This is a genomic window from Xanthobacter sp. AM11 (assembly GCF_047444035.1).
In the GTDB taxonomy this organism is placed as follows: domain Bacteria; phylum Pseudomonadota; class Alphaproteobacteria; order Rhizobiales; family Xanthobacteraceae; genus Xanthobacter.
In genome coordinates this window covers 631,792-650,266 of sequence record NZ_JBLAOA010000001.1, presented here as the reverse complement: position 1 = coordinate 650,266, position 18,475 = coordinate 631,792, and the positions used below count along the sequence as shown (strand labels likewise).

At 70.7% G+C, this 18,475-nt stretch carries 15 protein-coding genes, 1 pseudogene and 1 riboswitch; of the genes and pseudogenes, 7 read left to right on the top strand and 9 right to left on the bottom strand.

Going from position 1 to position 18,475, the window contains the following annotated elements; all coding sequences use genetic code 11:
• Positions 1-14: 14 nt before the first annotated feature.
• Together ACI7BZ_RS03090 and ACI7BZ_RS03085 are read right to left on the bottom strand one after the other, a co-directional pair.
• Complete coding sequence (locus tag ACI7BZ_RS03090; RefSeq protein WP_510802976.1) at positions 15-371, bottom strand: UCP034077 family protein; 357 nt, start codon at positions 369-371, stop codon at positions 15-17.
• 118 nt (positions 372-489) lie between these two features.
• A complete protein-coding gene (locus ACI7BZ_RS03085) occupies positions 490-1,362 on the bottom strand; it encodes an alpha/beta fold hydrolase (RefSeq protein WP_414115731.1) in 873 nt (290 codons plus the stop codon).
• Positions 1,363-1,618: 256 nt separating this feature from the next.
• Positions 1,619-1,815, top strand: a riboswitch (cobalamin riboswitch).
• Between the two features lie 107 nt (positions 1,816-1,922).
• On the opposite strand from ACI7BZ_RS03085, the gene ACI7BZ_RS03080 reads away from it, so the two are divergent.
• The 5 genes and pseudogenes from ACI7BZ_RS03080 to ACI7BZ_RS03060 all read left to right on the top strand — a co-directional run bounded on the left by ACI7BZ_RS03080 (position 1,923) and on the right by ACI7BZ_RS03060 (position 7,348).
• Complete coding sequence (locus ACI7BZ_RS03080) at positions 1,923-3,923, top strand: TonB-dependent receptor plug domain-containing protein (protein WP_414115730.1); 2,001 nt, start codon at positions 1,923-1,925, stop codon at positions 3,921-3,923.
• Between the two features lie 8 nt (positions 3,924-3,931).
• On the top strand, positions 3,932-4,834 hold the full coding sequence (locus ACI7BZ_RS03075; protein WP_414115729.1) for an ABC transporter substrate-binding protein: 903 nt from the start codon (positions 3,932-3,934) through the stop codon (positions 4,832-4,834).
• Positions 4,831-5,841: a FecCD family ABC transporter permease gene (locus ACI7BZ_RS03070; RefSeq protein ID WP_414115728.1), complete on the top strand. Its 1,011-nt coding sequence runs from the start codon at positions 4,831-4,833 to the stop codon at positions 5,839-5,841. The genes ACI7BZ_RS03075 and ACI7BZ_RS03070 overlap by 4 nt, the downstream gene beginning before the upstream one ends.
• A gap of 59 nt (positions 5,842-5,900) precedes the next feature.
• Positions 5,901-6,626 (top strand): annotated as a pseudogene (locus ACI7BZ_RS03065) (ABC transporter ATP-binding protein); the annotation flags it as partial.
• Positions 6,623-7,348, top strand: coding sequence for a DUF6925 family protein (locus ACI7BZ_RS03060; RefSeq protein WP_414115727.1), 726 nt, complete (start codon positions 6,623-6,625; stop codon positions 7,346-7,348). The pseudogene ACI7BZ_RS03065 and the gene ACI7BZ_RS03060, both read left to right, overlap by 4 nt.
• A gap of 291 nt (positions 7,349-7,639) precedes the next feature.
• Here ACI7BZ_RS03060 and ACI7BZ_RS03055 read toward each other — a convergent pair whose 3' ends face one another.
• The 6 genes from ACI7BZ_RS03055 to ACI7BZ_RS03030 all read right to left on the bottom strand — a co-directional run bounded on the left by ACI7BZ_RS03055 (position 7,640) and on the right by ACI7BZ_RS03030 (position 13,728).
• Complete coding sequence (locus ACI7BZ_RS03055; RefSeq protein WP_414115726.1) at positions 7,640-10,048, bottom strand: DUF3141 domain-containing protein; 2,409 nt, start codon at positions 10,046-10,048, stop codon at positions 7,640-7,642.
• A 338-nt stretch (positions 10,049-10,386) separates the two neighbouring features.
• Positions 10,387-10,893, bottom strand: coding sequence for an RNA pyrophosphohydrolase (locus ACI7BZ_RS03050; RefSeq protein ID WP_414115725.1), 507 nt, complete (start codon positions 10,891-10,893; stop codon positions 10,387-10,389).
• Between the two features lie 93 nt (positions 10,894-10,986).
• A complete protein-coding gene (locus ACI7BZ_RS03045; protein WP_414115724.1) occupies positions 10,987-11,616 on the bottom strand; it encodes a GNAT family N-acetyltransferase in 630 nt (209 codons plus the stop codon).
• 144 nt (positions 11,617-11,760) lie between these two features.
• Entirely contained in the window at positions 11,761-12,033 is a 273-nt protein-coding gene (rpmA, locus tag ACI7BZ_RS03040; RefSeq protein ID WP_414115723.1) for a 50S ribosomal protein L27, read from the bottom strand.
• A 21-nt stretch (positions 12,034-12,054) separates the two neighbouring features.
• Positions 12,055-12,429 carry a 50S ribosomal protein L21 gene (gene rplU / locus ACI7BZ_RS03035; RefSeq protein ID WP_414115722.1) on the bottom strand — a complete coding sequence of 125 codons (375 nt, stop codon included), beginning with the start codon at positions 12,427-12,429 and terminating at the stop codon, positions 12,055-12,057.
• A 174-nt stretch (positions 12,430-12,603) separates the two neighbouring features.
• Positions 12,604-13,728, bottom strand: coding sequence for a linear amide C-N hydrolase (locus ACI7BZ_RS03030; protein WP_414115721.1), 1,125 nt, complete (start codon positions 13,726-13,728; stop codon positions 12,604-12,606).
• Between the two features lie 302 nt (positions 13,729-14,030).
• Here ACI7BZ_RS03030 and ACI7BZ_RS03025 point away from each other — a divergent pair, with 302 nt between their 5' ends.
• A complete protein-coding gene (locus ACI7BZ_RS03025) occupies positions 14,031-14,429 on the top strand; it encodes an acyl-CoA thioesterase (RefSeq protein ID WP_414115720.1) in 399 nt (132 codons plus the stop codon).
• Position 14,430: 1 nt separating this feature from the next.
• On the opposite strand, the gene hrpB is transcribed toward ACI7BZ_RS03025, so the two are convergent.
• Positions 14,431-16,929 (bottom strand): ATP-dependent helicase HrpB, encoded by a 2,499-nt coding sequence (gene hrpB, locus ACI7BZ_RS03020; RefSeq protein ID WP_414115719.1) that lies wholly within the window; start codon positions 16,927-16,929, stop codon positions 14,431-14,433.
• Positions 16,930-17,093: 164 nt separating this feature from the next.
• Between hrpB and ACI7BZ_RS03015 the strand changes: the two genes are divergently transcribed.
• Positions 17,094-18,347, top strand: coding sequence for an ABC transporter substrate-binding protein (locus tag ACI7BZ_RS03015; RefSeq protein WP_414115718.1), 1,254 nt, complete (start codon positions 17,094-17,096; stop codon positions 18,345-18,347).
• The last annotated feature ends 128 nt before the right edge of the window (positions 18,348-18,475 follow it).

The following is an 18,475-nucleotide window of genomic DNA, read 5'->3' as shown; positions in this document are numbered from 1 at the left end:
TTCTACAGGCCATGTCAGGACAATACGCAACCCTCTTCGCCCGCCGCGGCGCCCGGGACCTGGGCCCGGCGGCCCGCCGAAATCAGCCGGAGGGTCAGCACCCGCGAGGCTGCGACCCGCGCGAATTCGGGCGACATGAGCACCGGCGTGCAATTGTGCAGGGCGAGCATGGCCGCCGCGACGAACGCGCGCTGGCGATCGGGCGGGCCGGGAAGCACCGAATAGGTGGCCAGCGGCTTGCCGCGCACCTCTCCCTTGCCGGTGAGGCCGAAGCGCAGCGTGATCTCGAAGCCCTCGGTGCCGGGCGGCGGCACCCAGCAGGCAATAAGGGCGCGGGAGAAGCTCGGCGAAGGAGGTGACCGCCACCGCATTGGCCGGCGGGCGCTGTGCCGGCCCACCGGCGGCGGCGCCACCCGCCAGGGCCATGGCGACGGCCAGCAGCGGGGCGGCGATGCGTCTGTCCATGGGCCAACTCCGTTGCGCACGGGCCTATGATGCCATCGCCGCGTCCGCCTGCGCCTCGCCCGCGTGCTGCGGGAAGCACAGCGCCAGCCAGGCGTGGATGGCCCCGAGGGCTTCCGGCTCGTCCAGGAAGGGGGTGTGGCCCCGGTCCGGCACCTCGACGCGGATCATGTCCGGGCGACGGGCGGCCATCTCGTCGGCGGTGGCGCGGGTCAGGACGTCGGAATTGATGCCGCGGATGAGGGCCAGCGGAATGCCGGCGCAGGCCTCGAACAGCGGCCAGGCGTCCGCCAGCGGGCCCGCCATGGCCTTCTCGAACGACTTGCGCAGGTCCGGGTCGTAGGGAAGCGTCACGCCATGGGTGGTCTGGATGTAGCGCCGGATGGTCTCCTCCTCCCAGCGCAGCTCGGGCACATTGTGGAAGCCGGGCATGGCCGCCGGCATGCGGTCGGCGATCTCCTCCAGGGTGGCGACCGCCGGCTCGATGCCGATATAGGCGCCGATCCGCTCCAGGCCGGCGCGCTCCAGCACCGGGCCCACGTCGTTCAGGCACAGGCCGGCCACGCGGTCATGCGCGGTTGCCGCCATCACCATGCCCAGAAGCCCGCCGCGGGACGTGCCGATGATGGCCGCCCGCGCCAGCCCCAGATGGTCCAGCAGGGCGAGGGCGTCCCGCGCCTCCTGCGCCACATTGTAGGTGTCCGGGCCGGTCCATTGGGATTCGCCGCGGCCGCGGCTGTCGAGGCGGATCAGCCGCACGCCGTGCAGGTGCCGGGCCAGATAGTCGAAATCGCGCCCGTTGCGGGTCAGGCCTGCCAGAAGCAGCAGGGGCGCTCCCGTCCCCGTGTCGGAGAAGGAGAGTGTCGCGCCGTCCTCGGCCTGAAAGGTGCTCTTGGTCATCGCTCACCAGAACCGGATCCATGCCCGGGCGCGTGCTCCGTCCGGCCGCACCCTCAAGGACGCGCGAGCAGCGATTCCCGATGCCGAACCATTTTGCCTGCGCCATGTGTCCAATTCACAACGAATCGTGCCGCCGGCAAAGCCCCGGCACGATTTTTCCTTTCGCGCCACGGCCCTGCGCCGGCGCGGCGGCACCCCGGCACGGCCCGCCGCCGATCCCGCAGGGGCAGGGTTGTTGACGCATCGGGGTCGCTCACGCTAGCGTGAACATGACGGTTCCTATTGGATGAAAAGGGAACATGGTGGGCCGGGAGACCGGCGATGCCATGGCTGCCCCCGCAACTGTAAGCGGCGAGTCCTGCGCCATCAGCCACTGGGCCCTCGGGCCTGGGAAGGCGGTGCAGAGAACGACGACCCGCGAGCCAGGAGACCTGCCGTCAGCCGTGGTCACGCGCGTGCACATCGGGCGGGGTGTCCTGATGGTGGTTGGTCGGGCGGATTGCCTATCCGCCGGGGCGCCTCGTTCGCGGTGACGGACCACTCGTCCCGCCGAGGCCGACATGCCTTCCGCCGTTCCGTTTTGCGCCCGCGCCACCCGGCGCGCCCGCCGCTCCCGTGCGTCTGCTCTCCTTGCGCCCGCCTTCCTCGCCTGCGCCGCCGTGCCGGCCCTCGCCCAGGCGGCGGACGACCAGAACACCATCGACCTGCCCACCATCGTGGTGAGCGCCACCGGTATTCCCACGCCGGAGAACGAGGTGGCCAGCTCGGTGAGCGTGGTGACCGCCGCGGACATCGACCGCCGCCAGCAGCGCACGCTGCCGGATGTGCTGGACTCCCTGCCCGGCCTCAATGTGGTGCAGACCGGCGGGCCGGGCGGCCAGACCTCGGTGTTCATCCGCGGCACCAATTCCAACCATGTGAAGGTGCTGATCGACGGCATCGACGCCGGCAATCCCTCCACGCCCAACGGCGCCTTCGATTTCGGCCAGCTTCTGGCCAGCGACCTTGCCCGGGTGGAAGTGCTGCGCGGCCCGCAGAGCGGCCTTTATGGCTCGGACGCCATCGGCGGCGTGGTGTCGGTGGAAACCCGCAAGGGCGAGGGGCCGGCCAAGGTCACCGGCTATGTGGAAGGCGGCGCCCTGGGCACCTTCAACCAGGCGGCGAGCCTGAGCGGCGAGGCGGAAAAACTCGCCTATTCGTTCAACGTCACCCATTTCTCGTCCACCGAGATTGCGGTGACGCCGCAGAACCTCGTGCCGGCGGGCTACCCCACCAATCCCAATACTTATGACAACTGGACCTATTCCACCCGCCTCGACTATGCGGCCACGGAAGACCTGACCGTCAATTTCATTGCCCGCTACATCGACAGCCGGCTTGCCTTCACCCCGGATACCTACCCGCCCCCGCTTTATGTGGGCATTCCGGCGGCGCAGACCTCCACCAGCCTCGCCAGCATGTTCTTCACCAAGGGCGAGGGGGTGTGGCGCGCGTTCGACGACCGGCTGACCACCACCTTCGGCGTCAGCGCCATGACCTCCTCCAACCCCACCACCGGGCCCAATGAAGGCTCCAACGGGGACTATGAGGGCGACCGGCAGACCTACTATTTGCGCACCAACCTCGCCGTCGCCCCGGGGCAGAACCTGCTGGTGGGCGTGGAGCGGCGCGACGAGAGCATGAGTTCCTCCACCGCTTATACGCAGATGGACGCCTCCACCGGCGACACCGGCGCCTATGCTGAATATCAGGGCTCCCTGGCCGAGCGGTTCTTCTATGCCGCCAACGTGCGCTACGATAGCGACGACACCTTCGGCGACCACACCACCTTCCGCCTTGCGCCCGCCCTCCTGTTCCCGGAAACGGGAACCCGGCTGAAGGCGAGCTACGGCACCGGCTTCAAGGCGCCCTCGCTATACCAGCTTTATGCGCCCTATTACGGCAATGCGAACCTGAAGCCCGAGGAAAGCACCGGCTGGGATGCCGGCTTCGAGCAGAAGATCTTCGGTGAGCGCGTGTTGTTCGGCGTCACCTACTTCCACAACGACATCACCAACCTGATCAGCTACGATCCGGTGACCTACCAGAACGTCAACATCTCCAGCGCCACCACGCAGGGCGTGGAGGCCTTCGTCGCGGTGGCGGTGACGGACCGGCTCGATGTGCGGGTGGACTATACCTATACCGACGTGGTGGGCTACACCCCGCCGGGCCAGCCCTTCGGCGCGGCCTGCGTGCCCATCGACGCCACCTCGTGCTACCCGCTGCGGCGGCCCAACAACAAGGTGAGCCTGACGGTGGGCTGGCGGCCGACGGACGCATTCGACCTCTCCGCCAGCCTCGTCTATGCCTCGTCCTGGTGGGACATCGTGCGCCTCAGCTCCAATTATATCGACCAGCCCGGCTATACGGCGGTGAACGTGGCGGCCAATTATCGCTTCAACGCCAACACCACCGTGTTCGCCCGCATCGACAACCTGTTCGACCAGAGCTACCAGAACCCCAACGGCTTTCTCGCCCCGGGCTTCGGTGCCTATGGCGGGCTGAAGCTGACCTATTGAGAGGGGCCATGGCAGGTTCCGCAACACCGGCCGCAAGGCGGGGCGCAACACGGGTCGCGGGCCTGCTCCTCGCGGCGGGCCTCGGCGCGGCCGTGCCCGCGGCGGCCGGGGCGGAGCGGCCGGCGCGCATCGCGTCGCTGAACCTGTGCGCCGACGAACTGGTGCTGCGGCTCGCGGACCCGGGGCAGGTGGCATCCGTCACCTTCCTGGCCCGCGATCCCGCCACCTCCAACGTGGCGGCGCTGGCGCAGCAGGTGCCGGTGAACCGGGGCCTGGCCGAAGAGATCGTGCCGCTCAAGCCGGACCTGGTGGTGGTGGGCGCCTACACCACCCGCACCACCACCGCCATGCTGCGGCGCCTCGGCCTGCCGGTGCTGGAACTGGCGGCGCCGCAAAGCGTGGCGGAAGCCTATGCGCAGATCCGCCTTGTTGCCGGGCGCATGGGCGTGCCGGAGCGCGGCGAGGCCATGGTGGCGCAGATGGAGGCCGCCTTCGCCGCCCTGCCGCCGCCGCCGGCCCGGCCGCCGGAAGCCATCGTGCTGCGGCCCAACGGCTTCACCGCCGGGCGCGACACCCTCGCCGGCGAGGTGATGGCGCGGGCCGGGCTCGACAATCTGGCCGCCCGCCTCTCCACCGACCGGCTCGGCCAGCTGGTGCTGGAGGAGATCGTCACCGCGCGGCCCGACCTGCTGGTGGTGAATGCGGCCGATGGCGCGCCGCCCTCTTTGGCCGACGAGATGCTGCGCCATCCCGCCCTTGCCCCGCTGCGCCGCGCCGGTGCCGCGGTGCCCCTGCCCATCCGCCTGTGGACCTGCGCCGGGCCGGAGCTGGCGGAAGCGGCGGCGCGGCTCGCTGCGGCCCGGGCACAGATGCCGGGGGCCGGTGCCCCGCGGCAGCACGCGGCACGATGATGCGCCTGCAACCTTTTCCCCCCCACCGGGCGCTGATCGCCGGGCTCGGGCTTCTCGTGCTGGTGCTGGCCGCCGTCTCGGTGGCCGTGGGCTATGCGCCCCTCGACCTCGGGGGCGCGTTCGCCGACCTCCTCACCGGCCGCGAGAGCCTTGCCGCGCTGGTGCTGGCGGAACTGCGGCTGCCGCGGGCCATCCTCGGGGTGGGGGTGGGGTTCAGCCTCGGCCTCACCGGCGCGGCGCTGCAGGGGCTCATGCGCAACCCGCTGGCGGACCCCGGCGTGGTCGGGGTCTCCGGCGCGGCGGCGCTGGGGGCGGTGGTGGCCTTTTATTTCGGCCTGTCGTCGGCCTTCGCTCTGGCGCTGCCCCTGGGCGGGCTGGCCGGTGCCGGGCTCGCCACCGCCTTCCTGCTGGCGCTGGCCGCACGCGGGGCGGGCACCTCGACCCTCATTCTCGCGGGCGTCGCCCTCAGCAGCCTCGCGGGCGCGCTGACGGCGCTGGCCCTGAACCTGGCGCCGAGCCCCTATGCCGCCCTGGAAGTGGTGTTCTGGCTGATGGGCTCCCTCTCCGACCGCAGCCTTGCCCATGTGGCCCTCGCCGTGCCGTTCATGGCGGCCGGCTGGGTGCTGGTTCTGGCCACCGGCCCGTCCCTCGATGCCCTCACTTTGGGGGAGGATGCGGCGGCGAGCCTCGGCTTCTCCCTGCGCCGCACCCGTCTTCTCGTCATCGGCGGCACCGCCGCCGCCGTGGGGGCCAGCGTGGCGGTGGCGGGGGCCATCGGCTTCGTGGGGCTGGTGGTGCCCCATCTCATGCGGCCGCTGGTGGGCCACCGGCCGGGCCGGCTGCTGCTGGCCAGCGGCCTTGCCGGCGCGGCGCTGACCCTTGGCGCCGACATTGCCGTGCGCCTCGTGCCCACGCGGCCGGAGCTGAAGCTGGGCGTGGTCACGGCCCTGGTGGGGGCGCCCTTCTTCCTCATCCTTCTGCGGCGCTTGCGGGTGGACAGCGAATGATCGTGGAGGCGCAGAACATCCGCGTGCGGCGAGGGGATGTGGTCGCCGTGCGCGATCTCTCCCTCGTCGCCCGGCCGGGGGCGATGCTGGGCCTCATCGGCCCCAACGGTGCCGGCAAGACCAGCCTGCTGCGCGCCCTTGCCGCCCTGGAGCCGCTGGCCGCCGGCACCCTGGCCTATGGCGGGCGCAGCCCCGCCGTCATCGGCCGCCGCGCCTTCGGGCGCACGGTGGCGTTCCTGCCGCAGAACGGGCGCATCCACTGGCCCCTGCCGGTGGAGGAGGTGGTGGCCCTCGGCCGCCTGCCCCACGGGCCGGCGCAGGTGGACGCGGCCGCCCTGCGGGCCATGGCGGCAGTGGACCTGACGGGCCTGCGCCACCGTGCGGCCGGCACCCTTTCCGGCGGCGAGCGGGCGCGGCTGCTGCTGGCCCGCGCCCTGGCGGTGGAAGCCCCGGTGCTGCTGGTGGACGAGCCGGTGGCCGCCCTCGACCCCTACCACCAGCTGCAGGTGATGGAGGTGCTGCGCGCCGCCGCCCGCAGCGGCACCACCGTGGTGGCGGTGCTGCACGACCTGACCCTCGCCGCGCGCTTCTGCGACCGCCTGGCCCTGATGAAGGACGGCGCCTTGATCGCCGAGGGGCCGTCGGCGCAGGTGCTGGTGCCGCAGCAGGTGGTCGCCGCCTACGATGTCACCATGGCGGCGGGCCGGTTCGAGGGCGAGCCGTTCATCCTGCCGTGGCGGCGCGGCGGCGCGGCGCAGCCGGAGCAGGAGGAGCCGCAGCCGTGAGCACCAACGACGTTTTCGGCCTGTTGGCGGGCCATGTGAGGGACCCGCTCTGGGGCTTCAGCCTCGGTGTGTTCGGCGCCATCGCCGAATTCATGCGCGACCCGCGGGAAACCACCGTCATCACCGCGGCGCCGGGGCGGATCGCCGTGGTGACGGAGCGGGGCGGACTGCGGGTCGAGGACCATGCCGACGCCCGGCTGGTGGCCTATGAGACCCCCTCGCGGCATCCCGAACGCCGGGTGCGCGCCTGCGTGGCCTGCCTGCCGGAGGCGGCCGCCGCCCTTGCCGGGCGCGCGGTGGTGACCGAGCTGGGGCCGGATGCGGCGGCGCTGCGGGAGCAGGACCGGGGCGCGCTGCTGTTCGATCTGGGGGTTGGCCTTGCCAGCACGCAGGCGTGCGTGCGCACACGCGATGCCGCGCTCATCGCCGCGCTGCGGGCGGCCGAGGGCCTGGATGCCTTCGCGGCGCCGGGCCTGATGGCGGCCATGGTGGCGGCCGGGCCGCACCGGGTGTTCTTCTCCGCCCTGGGGCGCATCGAGGTGTTCCAGCCCATTCCGCCGCCTGGCGGGCGCAGCCCCGACGGGCCGCACACCCATGTGCTGCCGCAGCTGCTGGCCCACCGGCGAACCCATGCGGCCACCGTGCCGGTTCCGCAGGGCTGGGTGCCCTGCCTCGGCATCCATCCGCCGGCGGATGCCGCGGGGGGTGCGTGCGGCGGGTGATGGGGCGGGCCCGTCCGTGGCGATGCGCCGTGGACCCTGGAACCAACCGTGCGTGGCGCCTGATGCCGTCGGCTCCGGTCTTCGACCGGTGCCGGATGGGTTCGGGCGAGCGCCGCCCGCGCGCCACCGCATGGAGCACCCGGCGCCGGCCCCGTGCCGAAAGACGGGCACGGCTGAAGCTCCCCTCCCGCCCGTTGCGGCAAAAGCGTTCCCTGTTCGAGACCTCGACAGCAAAACGGCCAGCCCGGTATGGGGTTGGCCGTCGCCGTCAGGGAGAGGGGGGCGGCCGGCCTATTGGGCCGCTTCCACCACCGGCGCGAGGGGGTCGGTCAGCACATCGGTGGTGGTCGGCTGCAGGCCGAGCACGTGCCGGAAGCGCTGGAGCATGGAGAGGGTGCGGGGCTCCATCTCGTCGAGCGGGCCGGGCACGAACTGCACCACCTCCACCGCCAGGCGCCGCTCTTCCGGCGTGCGCAGCAGGTCCGCCAGGGTCTGCACCGCGGCATCACCCGCATATTCCACGATCAGGGTCTGCTCGTGGATGATCTGGGAGCGCTGGGCCATGGGCAGGGAGCGGAAGGGCTCGTCCTTGGTGAGCACCTGCGCCGAGCGCTCCAGGCGATCGCGGCGCACATTGCCGCGGGCGTCCGCCAGCAGCACCAGCATGCGGATGACCGCTTCGGTGAAGCCGCCGGACTTCAGGTGCAGCAGCGCCGCCTGGACCTCGGGCAGGGCGAACAGCTCGTCCTTGGACTTGTGGGTCCGCTCGAAGGCGAAGTGGCGGCCGAACCAGCGCGCCTGGGGCGTGGCGTAGATGGAGAAGAAGGCCGTCTCGTACCAAGCGTCGCGCAGGTCCCGCACGATGTCCATGGACTGCTCCACGGCATCGGCCCACAGCCGCTCGGCCAGGGCGAAGGGGTTCTCGGGCGCCACCGGCTTGCGCGCCTCGGTGGTCGCCTTGGCGATCTGCGGGATGGCCTGCATCATCGGGTTGCGCGAGGAGAAGAAGCCGCGCTGGATGCGCAGGGGATGGAAGGTGCGCCCCATCTCCGCGCTGGCGCGGGTCACGCAGGCCTGCACCAGCGGCCGCATGAACACGTCATAGGCGTCCGCCTGCATCTCCGAGAGGCGCTGCACGGCGGCGAACGGGATTTCGTCCTCGCGGCCGTCGCCATAGCCGGGCAGGTCGCTCATGCGGCGCTCGGCGAAGGAGACGGTGAAATGCGCGCCCTGGCCTTCGCCGGTGACGTCCTCGATCACCATCTCGTAGAGGCCGGGGGCCAGCGCCTCGATGGTCTTCAGGGTGGAGGCGACTTCCGCATGCTCGCGCTTGGCGATGGACGAGGCGACGAAGATGCCCAGATGGCCGATCTTGTCATGCACCATGTAGACGATGCGCTGGCCGCGGATGCGGATCTCGGTCTCGTCCGTATAGGTGTCGATGATCCAGTTGATGGCCTGCTTCGGCGGGGTGATGTTGTCGCCGTGGCTCGCGAACACGATGATGGGCGAACGGATCTGCTTGATGTCCAGGGAGCGGCCGTGCTCCAGGCGGGCCTCGTTGCGGGCCAGCTTGTTGCCCACGAACAGCTCGCGCACGATCCACACGATCTCCGGCTCGTTGAGCAGGAAGAAGCCGCTCCACCACTTTTCGAATTCGAGGAAGCGCTCGCGCTCGCTGTCCACCTTCTCGAACAGGTCGTAATATTTGCGGAAGAAGTTGCGGCTCGGGTTGAGCATTTCGAAGTTGTACACCAGCCACGCGCCGTCGAAGACGCCGTCGCCATAGTCCGACCAGAACATGGGCTGCACCTGGCCGCCGAGCAGGCCGCCATTATAGCGCATGGGGTTGGAGCCGATCTCGCCGGACCAGGTTTCCACCGGCGCGCCGTTGAGCACCAGCGGGCCGGTGAGGTCCGGGTTGGAGGCGCCCAGCAGCAGGGTCGCCCAGCCGCCCTGGCAATTGCCCACCACCACCGGCTTGGGCGCCTCGGGGTGGAGGTCCTGCACCTTGCGCACGAAGGCGGCTTCCGAGCGGGTCACGTCGGCGAGGGTCTGGCCGGGCTCGGGCATGCGGCGGAAGCTGACGAAATAGACCGGATGGCCCGCCTTCAGCGCCACGCCCACCTGGCTGTCGGCCTTGAAGCCGCCGATGCCGGCGCCATGGCCCGCGCGCGGGTCGATGATCACGTAGGGGCGCTTCCAGTCGAAGATTTCGGTGCCCGCCGGCGGCTTGATCTTGAGCAGCATGTAATTGCTGGGGCGGGGCAGGTCCTTGCCGTCCATCACCACGTCGTAGTCATAGATCAGCACCGGCGGGCAGCCGGCCGCCTCGTGGGTGAAGAAGACGTCGCCGCGCTCGCGCAGCACGTCGGCGCTCAGCACCGCGCGCTGGGCGCGGTCGGCGAGATAGGCCTGGGCTTCCTGGGCGAGGGCGAAGGGGGAGCGGTCCTGCCGGGTCAGCTCGCTCACCAGCCCGGTCAGGCGGTTGAAGGTGCCGCGCAGGCGCTCGCCGTGGGTCTTGGAGATGGACGTGAAGTGACGGCCGACGGCGCGCGAGGTGAGATCCCCCAGGGTGGCGAGCTCGGCGGTCTGGGCGGTGAGGGCGAGGGCGCGCTGGCGCGCCGTCCAGGCGTTGCCGTCCGTCACGGAGGAGAAGAACGGATTCACCAGGTTCAGTTCTTCGGGTCGGTTGTCCACGCGATCCTCCATCTCCATGCCCGTGGCAGGAGATGCCACCGGCGGGCGCAGAAAAAATTGCCGCAGCGCAAACTAGAGGAGACAATCTGCAAGTGTGTGACGGAGAATATCTTTATTTTAGCTGGCTATTTAATTTGGAGTCGGGGGCAGGGGGCGCATGACGCGATATTTGTCTTAAATGCGGGAAGGAATGACATAAAAACGTCATTTCGACTGGGTGCCGCGCCGGGAAGCAGGCAAGCGGCGCCACGCCCGCCGGAGCGGCAGGGGCATGAGTGGCGGCTGGTCGGCATCGGGCGGCTGGCGCCCGGCGCGGCGGGGGGGGCGGGTCCGCCGCCTCAGGGGGCGGAATACAGGCGGAAGGCGCGCACCACCTCGTCATAGACCGCGCGCTTGAAGGGGATCACCAGCTCCGCCGTGCGATCGAGGCTTTCCCACCGCCAGTCCATGAATTCCGGCTTGTGGTGGCCGCCGCCGGGACGGGCGATGTCGATTTCGCTGTCGTGCCCGGTGAAGCGCAGGGCGAACCATTTCTGCGTCTGGCCGCGATACTTGCCCTTCCAGGCCTCGCCGGCGATGCGGCCGGGCAGGTCGTAGGACAGCCAGTCCTCGATCTCGCCGAGCCGGGTCACGGAGCGGATGGAGGTTTCCTCATAGAGCTCGCGCAAAGCGGCATCAAAGGGAGCCTCGCCCTTGTCGATGCCCCCCTGCGGCAGCTGCCAGGAATGGGTGGCGTCCACATGCTCCGGGCCGCCGATGCGGCGGCCGAGGAACACCTTGCCGGCGGCGTTGAACACGCACAGCCCCACGCAGGGGCGGTAGGGAAGGTCATCATGCTTGGACATGAGCGGGGCCCGCGGCGAATGCATTGCACCCCCTGATGGCTTGCGTTGCCGCGCAACGCAAGCCTTCCCATGGGGCAATCCGGCCGCCGCGCCTCAATGGGGCGCGCGCAGCCGGGGCAAAGCGGTGGAGCCCCAGGCGCGCAGCGACGCCCAGGTGCGCCGGTCGAGCTGGAAGCGGTCCACCGGCACCGAGGCGCCCAGCGCCTTCACCCGGGTGAGGCCCACCCCGGACCATTGGAAGCCGCACTTCTCCAGCACCCGCCGCGACGCCGGATTGACCACCCGGGCGGAGCCGAGGATCAGGGACAGGCCGGTTTCGGAAAAGGCATAGTCGATGACGGCGCGCGCCGCCTCGGTGGCGATGCCCAGGCCCCAGAAGGGTTCGCCGATCCAGTAGCCGATCTCCGGGGCAGGCTCGGGCGCGCGGCGGCCGAAGGAGCACATGCCGGCGAGGCAGAGGGCGCCCTCGCGCTTCAGGAACAAAGCGAAGGTGGCGGATTCGGGGGTAGCGGCCAGGGTCTCCACGAAGGCGTGGGCATCGGACGGCCGGTAGGGGAATGGCAGGTTCGCGGTCATCTCCGCGATCTTGCGATTGTTGGCGAGCTCCGCGACGGCGGCGACGTCCTCGATACGCGGCGCGCGGAGCACGAGCCGCTCGGTTTCGAGGACGGGGATACAGCTCTCCGCGAGCGGCGCTCCGGTGGGCGTCTCGATGATGGTCATGGCGGGCTCCTCAAGGCACGGACAAACGAAAACCGGGGAGACGTCTCGTCTCCCCGGTTTGTCCAGGAGCCCAGGATCGACCTGTTCAGGCTCCCACCGGTTCGACGAGACCGGCGGGATCCTGCATTCTTCAGGTCTCGCCGGTTATTCAGCCGCCTCGGCGGCGGCAGGGATCACGGATACGTAGGTTCGATCATTGGCTTTGGTGCGGAACTCGACCTTGCCCTCCACGAGGGCGAACAGGGTATGGTCCTTGCCCATGCCCACATTGAGGCCGGGATGCCATTTGGTGCCGCGCTGGCGCACGATGATGTTGCCGGAAATGACGTCCTGGCCGCCGAAGCGCTTCACGCCAAGACGGCGGCCGTCGGAGTCGCGACCGTTGCGGGACGAGCCGCCTGCCTTCTTATGAGCCATTGTTGCTCTCCTCGTTCGCTATCAGGCGTCGGCAGCGGCTTCGACAGCCGGCGCGCCAGTGGTCTTCGGTTCAGCCTTGACGGTCTCGCCCAGGCCGGAAATCTCGGTGATGCGCACCACGGTGAGGTCGGCGCGAAAACCCCGCTTGCGGCGCGAATTCTGCCGGCGGCGCTTCTTGAACGCGATGACCTTGTCGCCGCGGGTCTGCTCCACCACTTCGCCGGTGACGGTGGCGCCGTTCACGTGCGGGGTGCCCACGGCAACGGAGGCGCCGGCCAGCATCAGCACGGGGAAGGTGAAGATGGAGCCCACCTCGGCGTCGAGGTGGTCGATGGTGATTTCATCGGCAGCGGCAACGCGGTACTGCTTGCCGTTGGCCTTGATGACCGCGAACATCTTGTCTCGCTTTCGTGTTCCGCCAAGCCTCGAAGGGCTGGCTTCTTCCGGTCGGGAAAGGGAATGCGGGCGCATGGGCCCACGCGAAGTGGGTCCGATACACCATCGGGGCCTGCAAAGTCAATGCACCGCGGGCGGCCGGCCGCCGCCCGGGCGGCGGGCGTGCTGGGGCGATCAGTCCACCTTCACCGGCAGGAAGGTGAAGGGCTCGGCCTTTTCGAAGCGGGCGGCGACGCTGCCGGAATAGACCTTGCCGCCGGTCAGATCCAGCTTCTTCACCGGTGCGCCGGGCTTGAGGTCCAGCTCCGCCAGGGGCACCCAGAAGGTGTTGGGGCTGGTGGCGGAATCGAAGAAGAACACGCGGTTCTTCTGGTCGCTCACCGTCCGCCACAAGGTGGAGGCGATGTTGGGTTCGCCGGGGGTGATGAAGCCCAGGGGAACGCTGACCGCGCGCATGACGCTGGCGACCGAGCCCACCGCCTGGTTGTCATAGGTGTGGTCGGGCACGGCGGTGATGATGGCCGGCTCGGCCTTGGAGGGCAGCGCCTTGATGAGGAAGCTGGCGCGGGCGAACCGGTCCGCCGCCCGGAAGGTGCCGGGCAGGAACACCGTGCCGCCCACATCCTCCCAATAGGAATTGAGTGCCAGCTGCTGGTCGTAGGACGGCGAATTGGTCATCACCTGATACTGCCGGCCGTGGTGGATCACCAGCTTGCCGCCCAGATACTCGAAGATGGCGCTGTCGCCGGAGGCGTCGGAAACGGCCAGGTGGAGCTGGGCCGCCCGCCCGTTGGGCAGCGCCGCCGTGACCACCACGAACGGTTCGCGGGACAGCGCCTCCACCGCCTCGTTCACGGTGGCGAAATTGTCGAGCACATATTGCGCCCACAGGCTGATGGAGAGGGCCGGCCGGCCGTCGGGGCGGGCATATTGGGATTCCGCCAGATAGAGCAGGTTGGCGACGAGGCCCTTCTCGTTCATGCCGTCCGCCGTGCCCACGTCATAGCCCGAGGCAATCAGGCTGCCGTATCGGGAAACCCATTTCGGCGTATTGGCCCCGGCGGCGCCTTCGCGGGCCATGCCGGCGGGGAACACCCATAGATTGGTGCGCATGTCCTCCGACCAGTCCATGCTGCGGCCGGTCACCACCACCCCGGCCGAGCCGAGATAGACCGCGCGCGTGCACGCCTCGGCCACCGGTGCGAGGCCCGCGGCCAGAGCGAGCGCGGTTCCGGCCAGCGCGGCGGCGCGGCGGATGGACAGGGTGAAGCGCGATGATGCCCGGGGGGATGTGGTCACGGCGGCCTCGCTTTGGCGGCCGGCTCGTTCCGTGTGCGCCGCCAGGGCCATGCCCTGCCGAAACACGCGCCGGCCTTCGATTGGGTCGGCTGAAAGGAGATACCGGCTCCGCCCACACAGCAAGGCGGAGCCGGTCATCCATGCCCTGTCTGCCCCGAAAAGACATGGACGAACACAGATAAGCAGCACTGGCGGGGCGATTCTCTGAGATGGATCAAATTTGGCTGCCGGCCGGCGAAAATTTGTCTATTGGCTGAGGCCGAGCTTCCCCCACGTTGCGCCTTAGGCGTGCGGAGACCCCGATGCACGACAAAGAGTCGAACATGCCGAGCGGCGATCCCTCCATCCGCACCATTGCCATGCCGGCCGACACCAACCCCAACGGGGACATTTTCGGCGGCTGGCTCATGTCGCAGATGGACCTTGCCGCGGGCAATGTGGCGGCGCGGCGCTCGCGCGGGCGCGCGGCCACGGTGGCGGTGGAGGCCATGAGCTTCCTGTCCCCGGTGGCGGTGGGCGACGAGGTGAGTCTGTTCGCCCGGGTGGTGAAGGTCGGGCGCTCCTCCATGCGCATCGAGGTGGAGGCGTGGCGCCGCGCCCGTGCCAGCGAGGACACCACCAAGGTCACGGAAGCGGTGTTCACCTTCGTGGCCATCGACGAGGCGGGCCGCCCGCGCCCGCTGCCGCCGGAAGACGCCTGAATCAGGTGCCCCGCGGCTTGGCGCGGGTGGTGGGCGGGGCTTCCGCCGGATTGTCCGGCCAGGGGTGGCGGGGATAGCGCCCGCGCATCTCGGTGCGCACCTCCCGCCATGAGCCGCGCCAGAACTGGGGCAGGTCCCTGGTCACCTGGATCGGCCGGTGGGCGGGGGAGAGCAGGGCGAGGGTCAGCGGCACCCGGCCGCCGGCGATGGCGGGGTGGGCGGTGAGGCCGAACAATTCCTGCACCCGCACGCTCACCTGCGGCCCGCCTTCCGCGCCATAGTCGATGGGCAGGCGCGAGCCGGTGGGCGCGGTGAAATGGGTGGGCGCCTCCGCCTCCAGCCGGGCGGTCAGCTCATAGGGCAGAAGGGCGTGGAGGGCGTTCGAGACCTCCCCCGCCGCAATGTCGGCCAGGGCGGTGCGGCCCGCGATGAAGGGCGCGAGCCACGCGCCGGCCGTTGCCGCCAGGGCCGCGTCGCAGAGGTCCGGCCAGGGGGCGCCCTCGGCGGCCCGCAGGAACTGCACGCGCTCGCGCCATTGCTGTGCGGCGGCATTCAGCGGCAGGCGCTGGAGGCCGAGGGTGGCGATGCCTTCCGCCAGAACCCGCGCGGTCGGCGCATCCGCCGGCACCGGCCGCGGCCGGCTGGCCAGGGTGATGGCCCGCAGGCGCCGCACCTCGCGCGCCCGCACCGCCGCCGCCTCGGCATCGAAGGCGATCTCGACGCCGCCGGTGATGTCGCCGGCAAACAGCTGCTCCACCTCCTCGGCGGAAAGGGCGGCGGCCAGGGTGATGCGCGCGGCATCGGCCCGCCCGCTGGCCTCCGCCACCGCGAGGAACGGGGCCTTGGCCAGCGATGAGGCCGGGTCCACCACCCCGCCGCGGCCGTTGGCGAGCAGGAAGCGGGTGCCGTCGCCGCGCGCCTTCGCCACCCGGTCGGGAAAGGCGAGGGCGAGCAGACAGGCGGGGGAGGGCGTGTCGCCGGCCGCCGCATCCGCCGCACCGGCGGCGCCGTCCCGCCCGCCGGCCGACTGGGCCCAGCGCTCGGCGAGCCGGCGGGCGTCCTCGGCGCGGCGGGAGCGGTCGCGGCGGAAGCCGTCGAGACGGTGCAGGAGGTCCACGCCATCGCCGCCGAGCCCGCGCTCGGTGAGCAGGGCGGCGATCTCCGCCGCCTCCCGGCCGGCACCCCGCGCCGCCCCGGCGGCCACCATGTGGGCGAGGCGCGGCGGCAGGGGCAGGCGGGCCATGCGGCGGCCCAGCGGCGTCACCCCGTCGGTGGCGTCGAGGGCGCCGAGCAGCCGTAGCAACGCCTTCGCCTCGATGACGGCGGGGGCGGGCGGCGGATCGAGGAAGGGCAGGGCGGCCGGGTCGCGCACACCCACGCGGGCGAGGTCCAGCACCAGGCCGGCGAGGTCGGCGGAAAGGATTTCCGGGGTGGCGAAGGGCATCAGGCTCTGCGTCTCCCCCTCGCCCCACAGGCGGTAGCACACCCCCGGCCCGGTGCGGCCGGCGCGGCCCCGGCGCTGGTCGGCGGCGGCACGGGAGACGCGCACGGTCTCCAGCCGCGTCAGCCCCACGTCCGGCTCGAAGCGCGGCACCCGGGCAAGGCCGCAATCCACCACCACCCGCACCCCTTCGATGGTGAGGGAGGTTTCGGCGATGGAGGTGGAAAGCACCACCTTGCGCCGGCCGGGCGGGGCCGGCAGCACGGCGCGGTCCTGCTCGGCGGCGTCCAGCGCGCCGAACAGGGCCGCCACATCCACCGCCGGGTCGCGCAGGCGCTCGGCCAGGAGGTCCTGGGTGCGGCGGATCTCCGCCGCGCCGGGCAGGAAGGCGAGGATGGAGCCCTGTTCCTGCGCCAGGGCGCGCAGGATGGCGTCGGCCATCTGCCGCTCCACCGGGGTGCGCGGATCGCGGCCCAGATAGTGGGTGTCCACCGGAAAGGCGCGGCCCGCGCTCTCGATCACCGGCGCCGGGGCGCCCTCCGGCCCCATGAGGGCGGCGACGCGGGCGCCGTCGAGGGTGGCGGACATGGCCAGAAGGCGCAGGTCCTCCCGCAGGCCGCGCTGGGCGTCGAGGGCGAGGGCGAGGCCGAGGTCGGCATCCAGGCTGCGCTCGTGGAATTCGTCGAACAGCACGGCGGCGACGCCGGCCAGTTCCGGGTCCTCAAGCACCATGCGGGTGAAGATGCCCTCGGTGACCACCTCGATGCGGGTGCGGCGGGAGACCTCGGAGCCGAGACGGGTGCGAAAGCCCACCTGCTCGCCCACCCGCTCCCCCAGGGTCTGCGCCATGCGCCGGGCGGCGGCGCGGGCGGCGAGGCGGCGCGGCTCCAGCACCAGGATGCGGCCGCCGTTCACCCAGGGGGCATCCAGCAGGGCGAGGGGCACGCGGGTGGTCTTGCCCGCGCCGGGGGGCGCCACCAGCACGGCGCAGGGCGTGGCGGCGAGAGTGGCGGTGAGGTCGCCGAGAACGGCGTCTATGGGCAGGGGTGTCGGGAGCATGGCGGCTGCTGCCGCTCATAGGCCAGGTGTGCGGGAGATGGCAAAGGCTGCGTAATTACGTATAATTATGTGAAAATATGGAAACACCAGACCCGAGACGTATTGTCTATTGAATCACCAGAAAATGTGAACTATCCGGGACCCAGTTCCTCCCGGAGACCCCCATGCGCCCGCACGACGCTTCCCCTGCCTCCAGGGCAGCCTTCCCCCGCACCGTCGCCCTGGCGCTTGCCGCACTTGCCGCGGTGGCCCTCGCCGCCGGCCCCGCGGCGGCCGATCCCGAGCCCCTGCGCATCGGCGTGCTGAACGACCAGGCCGGCATCTATGCCGACATGGCCGGTCCCGGTTCGGTGATCGCCGCGCGCATGGCGGTGGAGGATTTCGGCGGCACCGTGCTTGGCCGCCCGGTGGAGATCATCGCCGGGGATCACCAGAACAAGCCGGACGTGGGCGCGGCGCTGGTGAACCGCTGGATCGACGAGGAGAAGGTGGAGGTCATCGCCGACATTCCCACCTCCTCCGTGCTGCTGGCGGTGCAGGAGATCGGCCGCAAGAAGAATAAGCTCGTTCTGGCCTCCACCGGCGGCTCCTCGGATTTCACCGGCAAGGCCTGCGCCGCCACCGGCATCCACTGGACCTATGACACCTACGCCCTCGCCGCCGGCACCGGCGCTTCCCTGGCCAAGGACGGGCCGTGGTTCTTCATTACCGCAGACTATGCGTTCGGCACGGCGCTGGAACGCGACACCGCCAGCGCGGTGGCCAAGGGCGGCGGCAAGGTGGTGGGCCATGTGCGCCACCCGCAGGGCACGACGGATTTCTCCTCCTACCTGCTCCAGGCCCAGGGCTCCGGGGCGAAGCTGATCGCCTTCGCCAATTCGGGGGCGGACCAGGTGAACGCCATCAAGCAGGCCAACGAATTCGGCATTCCCCAGTCGGGCATCAAGCTGGCCGGCCTCTACCTGCACATCACCGACATCCACGCCATCGGCCTGCCGGTGGCACAGGGCCTCATCCTCACGCAGGGCTTCTACTGGGACCTGAACGCGGAAACCCGCGCCTGGTCGCAGCGCTTCTATGCCCGGCACAAGGCCATGCCCACCATGGGGCAGGCCGGCACCTATTCCGCCATCCTGCATTATCTCAAGGCGGTGAAGGCGGCCGGCACCACCGACACCGCCACCGTGGCGGCGCAGATGAAGGCGACGCCGGTGGACGACTTCTTCTCCCATGGCGGACGCATCCGCGAGGACGGGCGCATGGTCCACGACCTCTACCTGCTCCAGGTGAAGACGCCGGCCGAGCAGAAATATCCCTGGGACTACCTCCGGCTCATCCGCGTCATCCCCGGCGACGAGGCGTTCCGGCCGCTGGCTGAGGGCGACTGCCCGCTGGTGAAGACGCAGGCCGCCAACTGAGCTGCTGCGGCCCGCGGGACTGCCCCGCGGGCCCCGTCCTGCCGCCGAAAGGCCCGCGATGCGCGGCGGTGTTGCCATGCTCTTCCCGCCGGTGCCAGCGGCCAATGGCCACATTGGGTCCGTTCCAG

Excerpts from the sequence above, each read along its gene's own strand:
- ACI7BZ_RS03090 (WP_510802976.1), bottom strand. The coding sequence starts at position 371 with ATGCGGTGGCGGTCACCTCCTTCGCCGAGCTTCTCCCGCGCCCTTATT.
- ACI7BZ_RS03085 (WP_414115731.1), bottom strand. The coding sequence starts at position 1,362 with ATGACCAAGAGCACCTTTCAGGCCGAGGACGGCGCGACACTCTCCTTC.
- ACI7BZ_RS03080 (WP_414115730.1), top strand. The coding sequence starts at position 1,923 with ATGCCTTCCGCCGTTCCGTTTTGCGCCCGCGCCACCCGGCGCGCCCGC.
- ACI7BZ_RS03075 (WP_414115729.1), top strand. The coding sequence starts at position 3,932 with ATGGCAGGTTCCGCAACACCGGCCGCAAGGCGGGGCGCAACACGGGTC.
- ACI7BZ_RS03070 (WP_414115728.1), top strand. The coding sequence starts at position 4,831 with ATGATGCGCCTGCAACCTTTTCCCCCCCACCGGGCGCTGATCGCCGGG.
- ACI7BZ_RS03050 (WP_414115725.1), bottom strand. The coding sequence starts at position 10,893 with ATGTCCAAGCATGATGACCTTCCCTACCGCCCCTGCGTGGGGCTGTGC.
- ACI7BZ_RS03045 (WP_414115724.1), bottom strand. The coding sequence starts at position 11,616 with ATGACCATCATCGAGACGCCCACCGGAGCGCCGCTCGCGGAGAGCTGT.
- rpmA (WP_414115723.1), bottom strand. The coding sequence starts at position 12,033 with ATGGCTCATAAGAAGGCAGGCGGCTCGTCCCGCAACGGTCGCGACTCC.
- rplU (WP_414115722.1), bottom strand. The coding sequence starts at position 12,429 with ATGTTCGCGGTCATCAAGGCCAACGGCAAGCAGTACCGCGTTGCCGCT.
- ACI7BZ_RS03025 (WP_414115720.1), top strand. The coding sequence starts at position 14,031 with ATGCACGACAAAGAGTCGAACATGCCGAGCGGCGATCCCTCCATCCGC.
- hrpB (WP_414115719.1), bottom strand. The coding sequence starts at position 16,929 with ATGCTCCCGACACCCCTGCCCATAGACGCCGTTCTCGGCGACCTCACC.
- ACI7BZ_RS03015 (WP_414115718.1), top strand. The coding sequence starts at position 17,094 with ATGCGCCCGCACGACGCTTCCCCTGCCTCCAGGGCAGCCTTCCCCCGC.